14 protein-coding genes, 2 tRNA genes and 2 pseudogenes are annotated in these 19,019 nt (G+C 40.8%); 8 read left to right on the top strand and 10 right to left on the bottom strand.

The window, feature by feature from the left end; all coding sequences use genetic code 11:
* Window positions 1-10: 10 nt before the first annotated feature.
* Together AB0756_RS30535 and AB0756_RS30530 are read right to left on the bottom strand one after the other, a co-directional pair.
* Window positions 11-2,293 carry a CHASE2 domain-containing protein gene (locus AB0756_RS30535; RefSeq protein WP_050046777.1) on the bottom strand — a complete coding sequence of 761 codons (2,283 nt, stop codon included), beginning with the start codon at window positions 2,291-2,293 and terminating at the stop codon, window positions 11-13.
* Window positions 2,294-2,420: 127 nt separating this feature from the next.
* A complete protein-coding gene (locus tag AB0756_RS30530) occupies window positions 2,421-3,194 on the bottom strand; it encodes a DUF928 domain-containing protein (RefSeq protein ID WP_167844767.1) in 774 nt (257 codons plus the stop codon).
* A gap of 568 nt (window positions 3,195-3,762) precedes the next feature.
* Between AB0756_RS30530 and AB0756_RS30525 the strand changes: the two genes are divergently transcribed.
* From AB0756_RS30525 to AB0756_RS30515, 3 genes are read left to right on the top strand one after another with little or no spacing between them, the layout of a single operon-like run.
* On the top strand, window positions 3,763-6,402 hold the full coding sequence (locus AB0756_RS30525) for a CHAT domain-containing protein (protein WP_082051904.1): 2,640 nt from the start codon (window positions 3,763-3,765) through the stop codon (window positions 6,400-6,402).
* Between the two features lie 34 nt (window positions 6,403-6,436).
* Window positions 6,437-8,875 (top strand): two-partner secretion domain-containing protein, encoded by a 2,439-nt coding sequence (locus AB0756_RS30520; RefSeq protein WP_050046775.1) that lies wholly within the window; start codon window positions 6,437-6,439, stop codon window positions 8,873-8,875.
* Window positions 8,876-8,928: 53 nt separating this feature from the next.
* A complete protein-coding gene (locus tag AB0756_RS30515; protein WP_038090329.1) occupies window positions 8,929-9,333 on the top strand; it encodes a ChuX/HutX family heme-like substrate-binding protein in 405 nt (134 codons plus the stop codon).
* An 83-nt stretch (window positions 9,334-9,416) separates the two neighbouring features.
* On the opposite strand, the pseudogene AB0756_RS30510 reads toward AB0756_RS30515, so the two are convergent.
* The 5 genes and pseudogenes from AB0756_RS30510 to AB0756_RS30490 form a co-directional block, all read right to left on the bottom strand.
* Window positions 9,417-9,791 (bottom strand): annotated as a pseudogene (locus AB0756_RS30510) (roadblock/LC7 domain-containing protein); the annotation flags it as partial.
* A gap of 70 nt (window positions 9,792-9,861) precedes the next feature.
* Window positions 9,862-10,410, bottom strand: coding sequence for a GTP-binding protein (locus AB0756_RS30505; RefSeq protein WP_038090325.1), 549 nt, complete (start codon window positions 10,408-10,410; stop codon window positions 9,862-9,864).
* A gap of 454 nt (window positions 10,411-10,864) precedes the next feature.
* On the bottom strand, window positions 10,865-11,419 hold the full coding sequence (locus tag AB0756_RS30500) for a protoglobin domain-containing protein (protein ID WP_038090323.1): 555 nt from the start codon (window positions 11,417-11,419) through the stop codon (window positions 10,865-10,867).
* A gap of 237 nt (window positions 11,420-11,656) precedes the next feature.
* The gene (locus tag AB0756_RS30495) at window positions 11,657-12,241 is read right to left on the bottom strand and encodes a roadblock/LC7 domain-containing protein (RefSeq protein WP_038090321.1); all 585 of its coding nucleotides are present in this window, start codon (window positions 12,239-12,241) and stop codon (window positions 11,657-11,659) included.
* 168 nt (window positions 12,242-12,409) lie between these two features.
* Complete coding sequence (locus AB0756_RS30490; RefSeq protein ID WP_038090320.1) at window positions 12,410-13,288, bottom strand: DUF4388 domain-containing protein; 879 nt, start codon at window positions 13,286-13,288, stop codon at window positions 12,410-12,412.
* A 570-nt stretch (window positions 13,289-13,858) separates the two neighbouring features.
* Between AB0756_RS30490 and AB0756_RS30485 the strand changes: the two genes are divergently transcribed.
* From AB0756_RS30485 to AB0756_RS30465, 5 genes and pseudogenes are all read left to right on the top strand, one after another.
* The gene (locus AB0756_RS30485) at window positions 13,859-14,638 is read left to right on the top strand and encodes a DUF6816 family protein (RefSeq protein ID WP_038090317.1); all 780 of its coding nucleotides are present in this window, start codon (window positions 13,859-13,861) and stop codon (window positions 14,636-14,638) included.
* 197 nt (window positions 14,639-14,835) lie between these two features.
* Window positions 14,836-16,656: an ABC transporter ATP-binding protein gene (locus AB0756_RS30480; RefSeq protein WP_038090457.1), complete on the top strand. Its 1,821-nt coding sequence runs from the start codon at window positions 14,836-14,838 to the stop codon at window positions 16,654-16,656.
* Window positions 16,657-16,788: 132 nt separating this feature from the next.
* Window positions 16,789-16,871: transfer RNA gene (locus AB0756_RS30475), tRNA-Tyr, on the top strand.
* 75 nt (window positions 16,872-16,946) lie between these two features.
* Window positions 16,947-17,018 (top strand) — tRNA-Thr (locus AB0756_RS30470).
* 161 nt (window positions 17,019-17,179) lie between these two features.
* A pseudogene (locus AB0756_RS30465) lies at window positions 17,180-17,340 on the top strand (IS630 family transposase); the annotation flags it as partial.
* A 110-nt stretch (window positions 17,341-17,450) separates the two neighbouring features.
* Here the strand turns inward: AB0756_RS30465 and AB0756_RS30460 are convergent.
* The 3 genes from AB0756_RS30460 to AB0756_RS30450 form a co-directional block, all read right to left on the bottom strand.
* Window positions 17,451-17,729: a hypothetical protein gene (locus tag AB0756_RS30460; RefSeq protein WP_137986586.1), complete on the bottom strand. Its 279-nt coding sequence runs from the start codon at window positions 17,727-17,729 to the stop codon at window positions 17,451-17,453.
* Between the two features lie 223 nt (window positions 17,730-17,952).
* Complete coding sequence (locus tag AB0756_RS30455) at window positions 17,953-18,708, bottom strand: nucleotidyl transferase AbiEii/AbiGii toxin family protein (RefSeq protein WP_038090304.1); 756 nt, start codon at window positions 18,706-18,708, stop codon at window positions 17,953-17,955.
* A complete protein-coding gene (locus AB0756_RS30450) occupies window positions 18,705-18,941 on the bottom strand; it encodes a hypothetical protein (protein WP_038090302.1) in 237 nt (78 codons plus the stop codon). The genes AB0756_RS30455 and AB0756_RS30450 overlap by 4 nt, the downstream gene beginning before the upstream one ends.
* Window positions 18,942-19,019: the final 78 nt, after the last annotated feature.

The following is a 19,019-nucleotide window of genomic DNA, read 5'->3' as shown; positions in this document are numbered from 1 at the left end:
AATCCAACTCTTAACTAATCGGAATTTCTACTATAAATTCTGCGCCTTCTCCCGGAGCAGAAATACAAGTCAATTTACCACCATGATTTTCCTCAATAATTTGGAGACTTATTGATAATCCCAAACCAGTTCCTTTACCTACAGCTTTGGTGGTAAATAAGTGTTCAAATATCTTTTGTTTTACCTCTTCTGACATACCCATACCATTATCTTTCACTCGAATCACTACCATATTCTTATCTGCTAGGACTTCTGTAATAATCCTAATCTGATTGGGATTAGCTTCCATTTCTGCAAAAGACTGCTCCCGCGTCGATTCGTCAAAGGCATCAATAGCATTGGCAATTAAATTCATGAATACTTGATTTAACTGACCGGGAAAGCAATTGACCATTGGTAAATGACCGTATTCTTGAAAAATTTTAATTTCCGGACGTTTGCTGTTTCCTTTAATGCGATGTTTTAAAATGAGTATCGTACTGTCAATCCCTTCATGAATATTAAAAGGTACTTTAGCAGAACTATCGCTACGGGAAAAAGTCCGCAATGAAATACTAATATCTTTAACGCGCTGTATTCCTGTTCTTAATGAGGAAATTATTTTTGATAAATCTTCTAATGTGTATTCTAAATCTATAGCCTCAGCATCTTCTTCAATTTCCATCCCCGGATTGGGAAAACAATGCTGATAAAGTTTTAGGTGATTTGTCAAGTCTTGCATATACCCTTTTAAGGATTCTATATTGCCAGCAATAAAACCTATAGGATTATTTATTTCATGTGCTACTCCCGCGACTAACTGACCAAGAGCAGACATTTTCTCACTCTGGATAAGTTGAATTTGTGATTGTTTTAAATCGCTCATTGCCTGTTCTAAATTCTTTACTGTTTGCTCAAGTTTGGTATTGAGTTCTCGCAGTCGGCTGATATAAACTTGCCCGGAAATTGCAATAGTTGAGCCAAATAAAGCCAGCAAGGGTGGTACTATAGGAATCCACCAAGATAGTAGAAAATTCATGTAAGCAATTAGACAAGCAATTACGATCGCCCCTAATAGCAAAGCCGTCAGTTGCAACAAAAAAAAGTGCGCCTTATTATACCGCCACTTCCAACCCAAGCCAGCAATGACTGCAGCCCACAGGACAATCCACAAATTTTCTAATGGTTCACTCCAAGTCTGAATAAGGGAATGACCATCTAAGACTGAACTTAATATTTGGCTTGCTAAATTTGCTTGAATTTCTACTCCTGAAGTTCGCACGGGTGTGCTGCGAAAATTACGACTATACGGTGTATAAAAAGCATCATTTAAACTTGTAGCATTTGCACCAATCAGCACAATGCGATCGCGCATTAAATTTTGTGGTATCCGCCCCTCCAATACGTCCATAACTGATACAGTAGAGAAACTGCCTGCACTCCCTCGAAATTTAAGTAAAATTTGATACCCACCTGCATCGGCTCCTATATAGCCACCATCATTTGCTTCAAAAGGATGAAAAACAGTCTTATCCAGTTTCAGAGAGCCATCGCTAGCTGCTTCTGGCGCTATATTTTTATCTTGTAAGTAAGCGAGTGCTACTGCTAGTCCCAAACTCGGTAACGGCTCTCCTGGTATGGGATAGAGCATTCCCCGACGCAATACACCATCGTTATCAATGACAATATCATTGGCACTGACTTGATTCAAACGTGCTAATTCAGATGGTGCTGCAACTTCTGAACTAAAGCGATCGCCCACTGCTTTTCGAATGCCAATGAGATTTGGTGTTGTTTTAAAGACCTTGACTAGCTCGTTATGACCTGGTTCAACAGGTAAATTTCGATATATATCTAAACCAATAACCTTAGGCTGTTGTTGTTTGACTAGAGTCAAAAGCTTTGCCATTGTAGCGTCTGATATAGGCCATTGTTTTAGCCTAGCAAGGTCTGATTCTTCAACTCCAACTATAACGATGCGATTATCGGGTGGCGGTTGCAGATGCAGGCGAAAACTGAGATCTAATACTGTCAGTTCCAAAGGTTCAAGCCAACCCAGCATTCGGATAGCAATAGTTAATCCTGCCACAGTAGGTGCAACAATTAACGTTCCATGCCATTGAGTGGTAAATTTTTTTAGTTTGCTACTTAAAAAACTGACAAATTGAGAATGAAGATTGTTAGGAAAATGGTAAAGTCCCTTAGTCTTAAAAAAAGATTTCATTGCTGAGTGAGTTGTGAAGGTCAAACAGGTGGTTGAGTGAATATAACAACGCACCTGTTCGTAGTATTCCCAAGCAACCTTGGAATTCACTCTTAGAACTTTCCAAGAAATTAATTATCTCCAAATCTGAATCTCTGAATGTGGGGCGAGCGTCCTTGTCGTCTTATTCCGTAGAACAAGTTGCCAGCAACAGACTGCAAGAGAGATTTGGATATTTTTAATTTTGTTGGCGATCGCGCTCTTGCGTTGCGACATTATTTAAACCAATTTGTTCCAATAGTGAAATAAATGAATTAAACACTTGTCGATCTGTTGGATTAGCTGCTTGTAGTTTATTTAGAATTGCCAGTCCATCATACCAGATACCTAATTGAGTATAAGCAAGAGCGCGATCTCGTTCTGAATTAGCAGTTGTCAATTGTTGAGATAAATTTGGCGAGATCTCAACACGTTCAATCCAAGCACGGGCATTAATATTCTCGGAAGGACGTTTTTCGTTGCACATTAATGTTACCGTCCAGCGATATTCTTTACCAACAGCCAATTCTGGAGAGCTTTGAGGTAGTTCCAGACTCATAATTCCAGCTTTATCTGCCTTCATCCGCTTTTGATAAACAGGCTGTATACTACCTGGCGCTGTTAACGTAAATACCATTACTCTATCAGTACTTTCTGATACACTCCATAAAAATGTCGGATGTGACAATGTCGTTCTAGCAATATGGTTTGTTGGAGTTAACAAGTTTAACCTCACTGGTATAGAATTACTACAACCACGGGCACCACTGCCTTCTGTTCTTTGAATACGACGCCGACCGCTTGGAGGAACGTATTGCTGCGTACCAGCATTAGCCGAGCCATTCACAATTTTTAGCGGTAATGAGGCTTGATAGCCAGAATTATTAAAAGTAACGCTAATGGAAGAAAAGACTCCTACCAGGCTTAAGGAGGCTACTCCCAATACTGAAAAAAACTTGTGAATTACAATCATAATTGAAAACCCTTGAATGAAGAATTTGCTTGAGACTATAAGCTACTCCCTTTCCGCTAGAAAATTACTTATAAGAGGATGTCTGTAAAGTGTATCCTTGTATTAAGAGCCCCCCTAGCCCACCTTAAAAAGGGGGGAAAGCCATCTTAAAATTACCTTTTTAAAGGTAATTTAGGGGTTTCTAAAGTTTTGAATACCTCGGCTGCTACTTTTCAAACATCCTCTAAGAGTAGGGTGGGCAATACTCACTCTACAAGAGCGGTATAATTTTAGAGCGAAAAGGGAGTAAAATCCAAATTTTGAAGTCTACTTTTTACTCCCTAACTAGTTGGCTGAACAAAAAATCATTTTTTAGCATCCTTCTTCAAAAAATGTTTTGTAATACTATTTTCCTGCTTCTCAATAGATAGAAAAATCAGTATTGTCTCGGATTAATATATGAAAAGTTATTTGTTATTTTGAAAACCTCTATGTTTGTCAAAATACAACAAGATCGATTTTCAAATATAAGCAATCGAAAAAATACTGGAATTCCAGAACAAATTAATTACAACAGAATCAAAATTTCATGATTTTTACCATTGACGAAAGATGTCAGACAAAAGTTACATTATCGCCAATGGCTTCTTTAAAGAGGGCGGCTTTTTGTATGCGGCAGAAAACTCTGTATCGCTCTGGGTTTTTATATGTCATGGCTTTTCTTGTCAGTTTGGGGTTGCATTGTCTGGCCTCTGAGCAAATAGTCAACGCCACAGAGCTCGCTCGTCCAACAGAAATTTCTCGTTCTGTATCTGGCGGACTGGTGGATAAAGCCTTTGCCCAATACGTGGCTGGGCAATATAAACAGGCGATCGAGCTTTGGAATCAGGTGCTAGGGCAAACGTCTGACAAGAAAACGAGAGCCGTTCTCTACACCAATCTTGCCTCTGCTTATCGCCAAAGTGGAAATTTGGGAGAAGCACTAAAGTCATGGGAAGAAGCCGCTAAAATCTATCGGTCGATCGACAATCAAGAATCTAGTCGTTTGCTGACACAGATATTAGCCGAACAAGGGCAAGCTTACAATGCTCTGGGACAGCCTCGAAATGCCATGCCAATACTTCACTCAGTAATGAAACTGGCTGAGAAAAACCAAGATATAGCTATGCAAGCAGCTGCTAGTGGAGCATTAGGAAATGCTTATGCAGCATTAGGAAATTGGGAGGAGTCGATCGCATCCCATAAAGCGAGTATAGAAATCTCTACTCAATTAAAAAATTCCAACTTTATCGCTACTGGCTGGAATAACCTGGGCAATGTTTATCAAAACCGCTATCAACGATATTTGCTACTAAAAAATTTAGCCGAGCGGGAAGGGGACGAGAAAGAAGAAGCAAACCTGTCAAATTTGGCAAAGCAAGATGCACAAGCCGCTCGAGCAGCTTATGAACGAAGCGTCGAGGTATCTGTGGCAGTAGGTGGGATACCCCAAGCTAAAGCATTGTTAAATCTGGCACGTTTTTTGGCTCTCGAGCAATCACCGCAACAGGAATTAATCGAGACATATCATCAAAAAGCGATGGCAATTCTCAAGGAAGTACCAGATTCTCGTGCTAAAGCTTACGCTTTAATTAACTTGGTAGAAAGTCAAAATCAAACAGGACTGAAAGTTCAAAACCTGCTTCAAGCCATTACTACCGCTCGAAATATTGGCGATCTCAGGGCTGAATCCTTTGCACTGACGTCTTTAGGCAAAGCCTATGAAAAGTCGGGGGATCTAAAAAAAGCTCTGGAATTAACCCAACAGGCGCAGTTTATAGCGCAGCAGGTCAATGCCACAGATAGCGTCTTTCGCGCTCAAGCACAAGCAGGACACATTTATAAAGCCCAAGGAAAAACTGAGCAAGCTGTTCAAGTTTACAGACAAGCTATTGCTTCAGTGCAAAACATTCGCGGCGATATTGCCGTTGCTAGTAAAGACTTACAATTTGACTTGCGCGATTCAGTAGAACCCGTATACCGGGAATTAATGGCATTGCTTTTGGAGAAAGAAGTCACTAGCCAAAAGATGCAAGATTTCACATCCGTACAACAAGCCAAAGCAGTACAGAACGATCGCCCATCTTCTCCAGTCCAAGAAGTGCTTCAGGTATCAGAACTGCTGCAATTGAGTGAACTGCAAAACTTCTTTGGTGATGAGTGCGTGCCAGTGCAACGTTTAACGAGCGATCGCCTCATTAAGCCCAATACTTACAATGCCGCAGTTATTAACTCAATTATTCTTAACGAAAGTACTTATATGGTGTTGCGTCTACCAGATGGTGAGGTCAAGACCTATCCAGTAGCAATGCCAGGAAAAAAGATGGAACAAGCGATAGACCGCTTGCGCTTTTCCTTGGAAGATATTTCGAGCGATGAGTATTTGCAAGAAGCACAGAAAGTGTACAACTTGTTGATTCAACCCCTTGCAACAGATTTAGAAAAAGCGAAACCAAATACCTTGGTATTTATCAATGATGGTGTGCTGAGAAACGTACCAATGGCTGCTTTACACGACGGCAAACACTTTCTTGTAGAAAAGTATGCTATTGCTGCCACTCTCGGTCTAAACTTTACACCAAGCAAGCAACAAACCAAACACAATACCAAAGCGGCAATTTTTGGGTTAACTGCCGAGATTCCACCCTTTGCTCCTTTACCTAATGTGAAGGCAGAAGCTGAGGGCGTACAGAAAATTCTTGGTGGCGAGCGATTTTTAGATAATGATTTCACTCTGAAAAATTTGCAACAGCAAATCGATAAGGTTGGTTATCCCATTATTCACTTAGCTACCCATGGCAAGTTTAGTGCAGACCCTAACAGCACTTTCTTGCAACTCTTTGACCGCCGTATTTTACTTGACGAATTTGAGGCACTACTGCGTTCCAGCAAACACCCAATTGAATTGCTAACCCTCAGTGCTTGCCAAACTGCTGCGGGTGACACTCGTGCTACTTTGGGTATTGCGGGAGTAGCACTGCGATCGGGCGTGCAAAGTACGCTAGCAAGTTTGTGGTTTGTAAATGATGCCGATACGGTACCTCTCATTCAGAATTTCTATACCCAAATGCAGCAACCAGGCGTCTCTAAAGCAGAAGCGTTACGACAAGCGCAACTGAAGATGATTGCTGACCCAGATGGACATCCAGCGATTTGGTCGCCGTTTATTTTGGTAGGGAATTGGCAGTAATTGATTTTAGATTTTAGATTTTAGATTTTAGATTATGAATATGAAGAACTGGTGGCAATTGTATGGGGTGGGATTGCTTACCCTGATTTTTCCGACTCAGGCTATGGCGCAAGTGACTCCGGACGCTACACTTGGAACTCAAGTGATACCGAATGGACAATTAAGTGATGTCATTAATGGTGGCACTATTAAGGGTAATAATTTATTCCACAGCTTTAGTGAATTTAATATTAATGCCGGACGCAGTGTTTACTTCAGTAACCCCACAGATGTTACTAACATCTTCACGCGAGTGACAGGCACAAATCCATCTATTATTAACGGTACATTAGGCGTTTTGGGCAATGCCAATTTATTTTTGATGAATCCGAATGGCATTGTGTTCGGTACGGGTGCAAGCTTGGATTTGAAAGGGTCATTTTTGGGTACAACAGCCAGCAGTATTAACTTTGCTGACGGGACGCAATTTAGTGCCAATTCTCAATCGGTTCCTGTCCTGACAGTTAGCGTTCCTATTGGCTTGGGCTTTGGTAGCAATCCAGCACCTATTAGGGTAGAGGGTACAGGTCATAACCTAAGATTTATTCCGACACCCAAAGATGCTTTCCCACCCTTTACCCGAGAGACGAATCCCCAAGCGTTAAGCGTGCAACCGGGAAGAACGCTGGCGTTGGTTGGAGGGGGTATTTCCTTAGAAGGCGGTCAACTGGTTGCAGAACAAGGACGAATTGAATTGGGAAGTGTTGGCGCAGGTCAGGTCAAGATAAATTCGGCTTCTACTAGATTTACACTTTCTTATGAAGGAGTTTCTGACTTTCGAGATATTCAACTTTCTCAAAAATCCTCTTTAGATGCGAGTGAGTCTAATAGCAGTGGTGGAATTTACGTTGCGGGACGCCAAGTACGACTAGCAGACGGTTCTGTTGGGCTCGTTCAAAACTTAGTCTCTTCAGTACCGGGAGGGAGTATCAATGTTAACGCCTCGGAATCACTGGAATTTATCGGTACAACCGCAGATGGAAGAATTCGCAGTAGTATTACTACTGAAACAACGACATCTGGAGCTAGTGGAGAAATTAAAGTTTCTACCAAAAACTTGGCTTTTCAAGAAGGTGGACAAATCGTCACTAGAACCTTTGGTGCTGGAGATTCTGGCAATGTCAGTATAAATGCTTCAGATTCGGTACAAGTGCTCGGCTCGTCACCTTTGAATCCCCGCTTTCTCAGTAGCATTTTTGTGAGCGTGAATGGTGGTTCTACTGGCAATGCGGGTGATTTAAGTATATCGACTAAGCGGTTAACTGCTACTGATGGAGCCATCATTTCCACTGCATCATATAGTGTTGGAGCGGGAGGAGATTTGACAGTGAATGCTGAGACTGTAGAACTGATTGGCAAAGATCTAAGTTTTGGAGGACCGACTGATTTGAGGGTCGGTAGTTTCAACAATGGAGATGGCGGTAGTTTGATTGTCAATGCTCAACGATTAACAGTTCGAGACGGAGCGAGAGTCAATGCTACGACTATTGGTCAAGGAAATGCTGGAAGTGTTACTATCAATACTTCAGAATTAGTTGATGTGAGTGGTGGCACTATCACGTCGTCTGCAACTTCCCCAGAAATTCGCTCTATTATTAATGGATTTAACACAGATCCTACTGGAAAAGCAGGTAGTGTAAATATTAATACTGACCGTCTGGTTGTTCGAGATAAAGGTACGGTAGCTGTTGCGAATAACGGACCGACAGAGGCGGGTAAACTTCAGGTAAATGCTGACTCTATTCTTTTAGATAATCAAGGATCTCTCTCTGCCACAACCAGATTGGGTGAAGGTGGCAACATATTCATGCAAGCAAATTCCTTGATGATGCGTCGTGGTAGTTCTATTAGCGCCACTGCTGGCGGTTCTGGTAATGGTGGCAACATTACGCTGAATGTGGGAGCTATAGCTCAACTTGAAAACAGCGATATTACCGCGAACGCATCTCAAGGCAAAGGCGGTAATATCAACATTAATACTCAAGGTATCTTCCGCTCTTCTGATAGCGACATTACCGCCTCTAGCGAACTAGGGATTAACGGGATAATTAATATAACCAGTCCCGAGATTAAGCAGGAAAGCTCTCTTCAAGAACAGCCTAGCAATTTTATTGCGACTGATACTATAGTGGCAAATAGCTGTTTGGCTAGCAGAAATGCCTCCCGTGGAAGCTTTGTTGTCACAGGTAATGGTGGTTTGCCAGAAACACCAAATGAGGGCACCATACCTTATATTGTCACGCAAGTGCAACCAGTTTCAGGACGTGAGGAGCGACAAGGACGAGTCAACAGAGAAAAGATTCAGACTTGGAAATTGGGCGATCGCATTACCGAGGCAAAACAGTTATTTATAACTCCTGATGGTCGCATAGTGTTAACAGCCGAAAATGAGGACGGATCTATTCCCAACCCACAAGATCTAACCTGTCATTAGTTTGTCTGCTCTAGTACTATAAAATTTAGACACGGAAGAAAGGACATTTAACTATGACAGCTACGTTAAAGGAATTTTTAGAAGCTTGTGAGACTTTGGGTACATTACGTCTTATTGTCACAAGTAGTGCGGCTGTCTTAGAAGCGCGGGGCAAGATAGAAAAGCTGTTTTATGCAGAATTACCTAAAGGGAAATATGCGAATATGCATACCGAAGGTTTTGAATTTCACTTGAATATGGATAAAATTACTCAAGTAAAATTTGAAACAGGAGAGGCAAAAAGAGGTAACTTTACGACTTATGCCATCCGCTTTCTTGATGAAAAACAGGAACCAGCTTTAAGTGTCTTTTTGCAGTGGGGGAAACCAGGAGAATATGAACCCGGTCAAGTAGAGGCTTGGCAGAGTCTGCGCGAAAAGTACGGCGAAGTGTGGGAACCTGCACCATCTGAGATTTAAGTTTGCCACATCCAGTTTTATTTACGCCAGTCAGATACCTGACCTCCTTGAGAAGCCGGGTATCTTGCTACTCCATGCCTGAATTATGCCAGCAAAGGCGCAAGCTTAGACACAATCCGTTTGACTTCTAAAAACAAAACACCTTGCTTAGCAGCTGCACTAGCAAGAACCAATAAAACAGCTTCTTGAGAGCAGCCTACTAAGATACCGTAACCTTTCTCACCTTCTACCACAATTCGGTCAACACTACCGCGAGCCAGCTCGCGTCCGATGCGTTCTCCAAGTGATAGCATGGACGCTGACATAGCAGCAGTACGCTCTTCGTCCATTCCTACTGTCAGCACGGAAGCTAACGCCAATCCATCAGGGCTAGCAAGGATTGCACCTTGAACTTCAGCACTGCTAGACACAAAATTTTGTAATTCATCTTGCAACATTGAAACATTAATCATGGCTTTACCTCTCCAAAAGGGTGTTGTTTGTATTGATATTGTTATAGGTATGCACTCGGATCGCTTAACAAAATGGCTACGGATTAGTATTTAGGTAAAAGTTACCGATCTCTTGAACAAGAGCAATCAAAGCTTGTGCTACGGAAGGTTTACTAGTCGCGTTGACAGATACAATTGGCGGTCGAGTACGCTCATCTAGCAATCCCAAAGCAAGAATTACGTCTTCTGCATCCCATGCATCCGGACAATCTGTATGTGTCAAGCCAATGATATGCGGGAGTTTCACTTGTTGGTTGACAAAGCTGAGTATCCGCCGTCCAAATCTTATGTGCTCTGGACGATGAGCATCTACTAGCAAAATGTAAGCATGCGCCTTGGCAATTAGAATATCCCACATGAAGTCAAACCTCAGTTGACCGGGTGTACCATATAGGTGGAGCGATTGATTCGATGCAATAGTGAGTCGTCCAAAATCTAAAGCAACTGTAGTTTTTTCCTTCAGTTGTCGCACTTCATCTGTCGCTTTCTTATCGGTATCCACGACTTCTATTTCACTGATTGTACGAATCAAACTCGTTTTTCCTGCGCCTACGCCTCCTGTAACTACTACGCGTAGAATTGCCATTGATACCTCATAAGGTTACAGCCCTTGGAGCCACATCCAAGCGCTGGGGAAATGTCGCAGGTAATCTCAAGCCACGTAAATATAATAATGAACTTACTCTGTAACTTTGACTTTACAAACAGAGATAACTTGACGAGATACATTATTGTTTTATCCTCTTCAGGTAATGTGACAACAATTTTTTTGTTTCAACTGATGCAAACGATATAAAAATTGCATGACAGATTGCACACCCTGAACTAGCTTTATTGCTATCTTTGGGATTTTACAACAGTAGTTAGTAAGTTTTCAAACTTAAATACTAAATTTTCTAAATAACTACGTTGTGAAATGTTCCCCCCCTAATCCGCTTATAAGTAGTATTTCTCAGTTACTAAAAGTACATTGGCATATGCACCCCTTAGAGGCGGCTTTAGTCGTATTGCTTACCCTGTTATGGCTCTGGGAACCAGTTTTACATAGAACGTGCGCCAGTCGCAATTAAGCGCCTAAATAAACCTTCTGTCCAACCAGTTTCCTGGAGAACAGCTGCTGAAGAGACTTCCACATAAGCTTGTTCGATAAAAGCCAAGTCAATCATACAGATACGACTGAGAGAATCTTTCAGTGCTTCGCTTTGACCTTCCACTTGTAGCTCTTTGGCTACTTCATGTATGACTGTTGCCATTGCCGGTACAACGTGCTGAGGTCCAATTCCAATACGAACGTGAACTAAACCAATTTTCCAGCGTCGGTCTGCATAGGCAGGACCCCAATTATCAATACCCGTAAACATTTCTTGAAACCATTGTATAAAAGTTTCATGCAAGCGATGAATGCGTTCTTCTCCGGTGTGTAAAATTTTATTCATTTCCTCATCGCGTCCGAGGTAGGCATAAAAGTGATTGGTCATAGCTGGAGCAACTTTGACTCCCCAATCTGCATTAGCTTGAAGCAAAGCTTTATCTTCATCTGTAAAACCAGCACGCTTCTCTAATGTCAGCAGAAACGTATATGGATTTAAAGCCATTGTGAGTTCTCCTAAGTATTAAAACAAACATTTCTTCAGCTAGTATGCTTACGCAGCCACTAAAAAGTAGCAAAATTTTATACATTATACAAAATTTCGTTACATTCTGTTACTTGATAATAGAGAGCGTGGAAGAAGGATGTTCTTCATCGGTCTGCTAGCTCCCCAACTCCGATAAGAAGCCGGGAGTTAGATTAATTTACCCCATCAAAACTGATAAATCAGGACTACCTTCTTCTAGTTCAACAAATGGGCTATTTTGGTAAATGCTTGTTTAATTTCTAGAAACAGTATGCCTTGCTTAGCCGCAGGACTGGCAAGAACTAACAAAAAAGCCTCTTGAGCGCGACCAACTAAAACTCCGTAACCTCGCTCTCCTTGCACTACAATCAGATCGATAGCACCACGGGCAAGTTCGTGTCCAAAACGTTCCCCTAATGAAAGCATGGATGCTGACATTGCAGCAGTACGCTCTTCATTCATACCTGGTAATAACACAGAAGCTAGCGCCACGCCATCAGGGCTAATAATAATTGCACCTTCAACTTCAGCACTACCGGAGACAAAGTTGTGTAACTCATCTTGGAGTCTAGAAAATGCGATCGCATTTTTTTCCTCAAATATTTCTGATTGAGGGGATTTAGCGGCTTCTGTCAAGGATAACAAATTTGAGACATTCTCTCCACTAACTTCTGTATTTTCCACAGTAGTGGTTGAAGGCAACTCTTCTGTGGTTTGCAATTCGTCTGTTACTTTTGCAGGCTTAGCTGATATTCTTTCAAGTGCTACTAGCAGTAGATTCAGAATTTTGCCCAAAGGCATGGTAACTACAGCACATACTTTAATGTTGTGATTTTATTATTACACTATAGTGGTGAGTGGTTGGCAGGGAGTCGTGTTTCTAGTGTCTGTCAATTTAGTAGCCTTCATGTCTTGTCCTAACATTAGGACAAATAAAAATGGTCGTTGGGTCTTTCCTAACCCCTATTTTCAAGTTTTGCTCTTTAAAAAACCAACTAGATTTTGCAAAAATGAAGTGCTGATTTTGAGTGCTTCCGATTCCTTTGATTTTTGGCGTTTCATTTCAGAATTTTCGATGAAGTCCCAATTCAAAGAGTCATCATTTAAGTTTGATGTTGATGTCACTGTGAGAACTTCTTCCACTAAACCCGCAAGCATGAGCCGGAAAGTCGCTTGTTGAACTAAAGCAAGAGGTTGATTGATTTGGGCTGCGATCGCATTTAAAGAAACACTCCCATTAGCGAATTCCCATACCTGCCATTCACAAGCGTGCAAGCGAATTTGTGGTTTAGCGTGAGAAATACTTTTGACAGCTGAACTGGGATTTGGCAAAACATCTTCTAGTGCTTTCCAGTTTTTTAATGCTCTTAAAGCTATCAGAGCCACTTCCGTTGCTCTGAGACTTAATCCGGTCATTTCTTCTAGAGGCAAAGCTGCTTTGCTATCTAGTTTAAATACTCCTTGTTGAATTTCAAAAAGTTCCCGAACTTTTTGTAATTGGTTTGCAAACAGCAGGTTGAGTTGCTCGGCTGTTAGGAGACTTTCAGTTTTCAGCAGTAACCCAAGAGGTATAGCTGTAGGAGCATCCGTACAAACTTTTTCTATAACTTTCCAATTTGCCAAGCCTCGCTTGACAATTTTAGAAATTAACTCCTGACCGTGCAAGTGATGAGCAGCCGCTACCACTCTTCCTTGTCTAAACCAGATGTAGAAATACTGGGATTTAGACATGGGAGATTGTAGATCTGGTAAGGTACAAACTGTTAAACAACCAGATTTTCGTCCGTGGTCGATCAGTTGGAACAATTCAGCTAAAGAAAAATCCGTAAAAGAACTAGATAGACTCATTCGTGCAAGTACTCTTTCGATGATTGATTTATATCAACTTGCACCCCGATCGTTATGCGACTTTTAAAACATCTTGTTAGCAAGGATAGATACCCTCCTTTAGCTTTAAAAAGAGTAATATTACTGACAAGAAATTTTCCGGTTCATCTTTTTCAGGAAATTTACATATATAGATTATTTTATAAGTATACTTATATACATACATATCGTGGAATCATTGAGATAGTAAAAAATACTATCTACCCGTATTGATTCAAGAAATAGTTTGTTGATGGCTGCCTTTCTATCAGAATCGGGCGATGAGCACTAGGGTAGATCTGTACACCTTTCGGTGTTAGTGTGCAACTTCCACTCCACCAAAAAAATCAGTAGTTCTAGAGCATGAAGTCGTGTTTGAGTCTCTGCTCAATCCTTGAGCTTCTTTTAAATGGTATTTTAGTTAAGAGACAAATGTTTGTATTTAGTTTTGTTATGTCTTTGTTAAATTTGATGATAAAAAAGTAACCTAAGTTTTTCTTATATGAGCGATCGCATTGAATAATTTAAAATAAATTAACATATATCGCGATTATGAAAATTATTTGGGCTTGTTGCTTAATTTTGTTATATCTGTATTGGGGTGGAGCAGCAGAAGCTGGAGAATTATCTGAAAAGTTGGCAAATTTCGAGCGTTGGGAAAAACTAACATCCGTACAACCTGCTGTAGGTGATTTAGTTTACCCAGAATGGATGGAGGGTGATTGGGAGGTGAAAAGCACACTTTCCGATTTAGCTGCACCTTTAGCACCGGACATTGTTACACCCGGATTTGAAGGTAATCGTCAGTACCTCAACAAACCCATAAGTTTCAAAGTACGATTTGTCAAATCAAAATTGCCAGCCATAGCGCTGAAAGCCATTCCCACAATCAATAGCAAGTCAGTCGCAGTTGTAGCGGATAGAGCTTTTAACGGTTTAAATTTGGCACGGGCTTATCTGAGTGATGCTGTGTTATCTGTCAAAGTAGATCCAAAAACTCCCAATCGTCAAATTACTTTTTTGCGTGGCGATCGCCAGCTTGTTTCTACAATTAGTGGACGCGCCACAGAAACGACAGGTGATGGCAAATTCATTGGAACAGAAGTCTTTCAACAAATATTTAAAGGTGGTGGGCGTCCTTTCTTTAATGTTGTTGAATCCACAACTGCATATCACAAATTAGATGGTCTTGCTGGAAGCCCTGCAATAGAAGCAGATCAAGTGACTGCTGTTTACCTGTCACCGCAAGATCCAAATTACTTCAGTGCTGGTTCTCGACCCGTTGCGCTGTATCGGTATCGGCTGGAATTTTTTCGTAACAGTGAGTGGTGATTGGGGGCTGGGAGAAATATCAATAACCTAACCCCCAATCTCTCCCCAATCCCTACTGTGTGGGGTTTTGAGTTCCCCACTCCCTAAATCCTACTCCCAAAGAAAGATTTACATATCTCAACTCTTGACTCTTTTGTAGTATACGTGTAGTATTAAAACCTCAGTTACAGGTTCGCGCTCTAAGAGTAGTGTGCATCATGGCTAATTTTCGAGATCTTCTCAACTACTTTCGTCCCTACTGGTCGGTTGGTGCTTTTAGTATCGCAGCCACCAGTATGTATGAGGTCATCGATCTGGTGGTACCCTATGCTATCGGACAAATTTTAAATGTTTTGTCCAACCAACCATTAGATAAAACACTTCAAGACGCGATCGCAAATTTATCAAACCTGATCCACTACCCAGTAAGCAAACCTTTAGAGTTAGGAGCATTACTGGGTTTAATTTTTCTAGCTACAGTGGCGAGAGCACCAACGCAGCCTTGGTTGAGCAATTGGTTTCACTGGGATATTGCCTTAAAGGCGCGTCACGTTCAGAGCCAAGCAGCCATAGAAAAAATTCTTACCTTACCTTTAGAATTTTATGACGAAAATAACCCCGGACGTATTGCCGGACGAGTAGCAAGAGGAATTGCCAACCACACTTGGACTTACCCTGAAATTTCCGGACAGTTACTTCCCAAGCTGTTTCGAGTGCTAGCTATCTTTGTGTTTATCTGGTTTGTGGAGTGGCGAATCGCTTTACTGTACCTGATTTCCTTTGTGGCGATCTTAGGATTTAGCCTCAAGAAAATACAGAAGTTGATTTGGCACGATAACCTCTTAGATAAGTACATGGAAGATACAGAAAGCCGTACCTCGGAGATTATCAGCAATATCAAAACGGTTAAAGCTTTTGCAACTGAAGCAAAAGAGCTAAAGCGGCAAAAAGTCCGGTTATCCCGCGAATTAAAACTTGTTGAATTCCGCATTCACAAGGGTTATGTCAAACTGCAGACTTGGCAAAGAAGTATTATTCAGTTTTGTGTCTTTACACTCTTGGGTTTGGCTTTAGCCGCAACACTGAACGGGCGAATTAGTCTCGGTCACTTTGTCATGACACTCACGCTGTCTAGCATGGCATACGCTGAATTAGAACCTATTTGCACCTTAGCGGAGATTTTTGCTCGCCGGTACATATCGATGGTACGGTTCCACGATTTTCTGAAAGAACCTTCTGGAGTGGATTCAGAGGGTTTGTTAGAAGAGAAAAATGTTGCAGACAATCCCTATAAATTTACCGGGAAATTAGAGTTTTCTCATGTCAACTTTGGATACGATCGCGAGCGCCCTGTTTTGCAAGACATCAATCTCTTGATTGAGCCATATCAAACAGTCGCGTTGGTAGGGCGTTCTGGTTCTGGTAAATCCACTTTAGTAAAATTGTTGCTGCGGTATTTTGAGCCTCAAGAAGGTAAGATTCTGATTGACGGTGAGGATATTCGCACTCTGAACGTAGGTAACTACAGGCGCAGACTGGCGATCGTTCACCAAGAAGTAGATATTTTCAACGGAACCTTATTGGATAACCTGATTTATGGAAACCCCAATGCTAGTTTCGAGCAAGTTGAAGAAGCGTGCAAAATAGCCAGACTTGATGAAGTTGTACAGCAACTTCCCCAAGGATATTACACAGTTGTAGGAGAGAGAGGCGTGAGGCTCTCTGGGGGTCAGAGACAGCGTGTGGGGATTGCAAGAGCGTTGTTAGTCGAACCAGACGTGCTGGTGTTTGACGAAGCAACCTCCAGTTTGGACTATGAGTCAGAGCGTTCAATTCAGTTAGCGATGCGCTCAATTTTAGGAACTCGCACCACAATCATTATTGCCCACCGATTGAGTACAGTTAGGGAAGCAGACAAGATTGTGGTTTTGGACAAAGGCAAAATAGTAGAAGTTGGAAACCACCACGAACTCCTGCGTCACGAAGGAATTTACCATCGCTTGCACTCCCTGCAAGAGACTGGGGAATTGGTTGGTTAGAGGTTAGGGAGAGGGGGGAGACACGGTAGAATTTTCTTCCTTGTCCTCCTTGTCCCCAATCCAAAAATTTTTTTTCACACCCCCCTTGCATTTCCAAAAGCTTGTGCTACTATTAGTAATCGTGGGTGACACGGGTCGGTGTCCGAGTGGTTAATGGAGGCGGACTGTAAATCCGCTGGCTTGCGCCTACGCTAGTTCGAATCTAGCCCGGCCCACCTGCAATAGAGTTAAGAGAGATGAGCAATAAACAAAACTCCGATCTCCTAACTCTCAACCTTCAAGTAAAATTTGCCCGTGTAGCTCAGTGGTAGAGCACACCCTTGGTAAGGGTGAGGTCATGAGTTCAATCCCCATCACGGGCTTGGTAAAGAGTATCGAAGAATCAGTGATTTTGAACAAGTTACATGAATTGGTTTTACGTTAACAGTATCTTCTTAAAACAACTTAGTTGCATAGAAGTTGCATAACAGGATTGCTTATCAATTAACGTCAAAATATATTGAATAGAGTCAATCCATTACAAGATGCGATCGCGGAACTACAAGAATTTATAGATAATCGCCTAGATGCCCGTGAGGAGAGAAAAGCTTTAGCGGTGAAATTGGTTTATCAAGGCTACAAGTATGAGATGAGGAAATTCAAACAATTTTAGATGTGTCACTTGGTTCAATAACAAGTTGGAAAATTGTCCTTGTAAAAAACTTTGATGCTCTTTAAGGCTCCATTAATAGTGTGAATTTCTAAGTCAGCATTAACTTTAGTCGTACTATTGGTTGATGTTTTTATTTTTTGATTCATATAAACACTTCCTCTTTTTTAATGAATGAATCGTCTTTCTTGTAAATATTATTTACATACTTGGGAGTTTCAGAAGTTTTTGAAAACTCGGTTTTTGTTTTAGCTAAATTTGCAATTTTTTCTTTTTGCAAATTTATCCATAAAGTCAAAGCTTCTTCAGTTGCCTCCCCTAATGATTTACGCTCATTAGCGCAAATCATTCTAATAAGGGTTGATAACTGTCTGGGTATGCTCACATTGTGTTGTACATAATTTGGTGATCTTCTTCTGTCCATAATTGTTATGTCTTAATGTCTAGCCTGAGTGTTTAAACGTTTAATATTATCGTATCATTAATAAAACTTATTTAATGTTTTTATATTATTAGATAAATTAATTTTTGAGTCTATTTAATCCTAGTTTGCACAAAAATAATTCTTAATATCTCCAATTAATATTAAATTTCTAATCAATAATAGCAGTAGTTGTCTGGGGTTAAACTTCTTGAATTTTCAAAACTCAATTTTCTAAATCAGTAAAGATATCATGCTGTTCTCGAAAAATCCTTTGAGTCTCGGATAAACCTAAATCCATAGAAAGCAAATCAACACCATCAATAATTTTAGGTATCTGAGATTCATCAATTTGTAGATTCTCAAAACACTTGTGTCTGTAATCTGGTCTTTGCTGAAAGCGTTCGATCGCTTTTTTTAAAGGTCTTATGACTTCGTAAGCCTCTTCTGCTTTATCAATTGATGGTTGAGGTATTGGACATTGTAACCTGAGAACCGCTAAATCGATTAAATCTCTGGATTCTACACCATCATCCATATATCGGTCAGAATTTGCCAATAGTTTAGAGGTAAAACAATCATTTAAACTTAAGCACGGAACAGGTGACCATTTGGGGTATCTCGGAGGATCGAGTCGAAAACGACTTTCAGCAATAATTTCTGTCTTAATCAAGAATTCGCCTACAATAACTGTCATGCGTATCCCATACTGATCTGTTGTACCGCGCCCAATTTGGATTTTACTTAAATCACGAAATAATGCTTCATGTCCACCATCAAATACTATTGTACGTAAATATTTATATCCTTCTGTACTAACAGAAGCAATAAAATCAACATCCTTACTCCATCGGTATTCTTCAAAATCAAGAGCCAGAAGGGTTCCGCCACCAAAGTAAGCAGAACCCTTCTTAAGTATTTCACAATCTAAAGATTTAAGAATTTCAAGAATTTTATTATGATGGTCGAATCTAAAGGTCATAACTCAACTAACAACCAGGATTTATAAAGTCTGGCAAGTTCTTTAAGGAAATTAATTTCTTCACCCTCTAGATTGTTGTATATGTCGCGATATCGCCAACCACGCTCGTAGCGACTGAGCATTTCTTCTGGAGAGAAGCGATACACATCCGCAGTCTGCCAACAAATTGATTCCAAAAAGGGTAATTTTTTTGGGACAGCAACAGAATTAATCTTTGGTTTTGCGGTTGCCATACTTTTTTAATCAACCACTTTGGTTTACGTTTTTTCTAGAATTAGTTTATTCTAAAATTAATTTTTATCCAAATAACT

It is taken from the genome of Tolypothrix campylonemoides VB511288_2 (assembly GCF_045999855.1).
GTDB lineage: Bacteria > Cyanobacteriota > Cyanobacteriia > Cyanobacteriales > Nostocaceae > Scytonema > Scytonema bouteillei_A.
The sequence above is the reverse complement of the archived record's forward strand: the minus strand, read 5'-3'. Positions and strand labels throughout refer to the sequence as shown.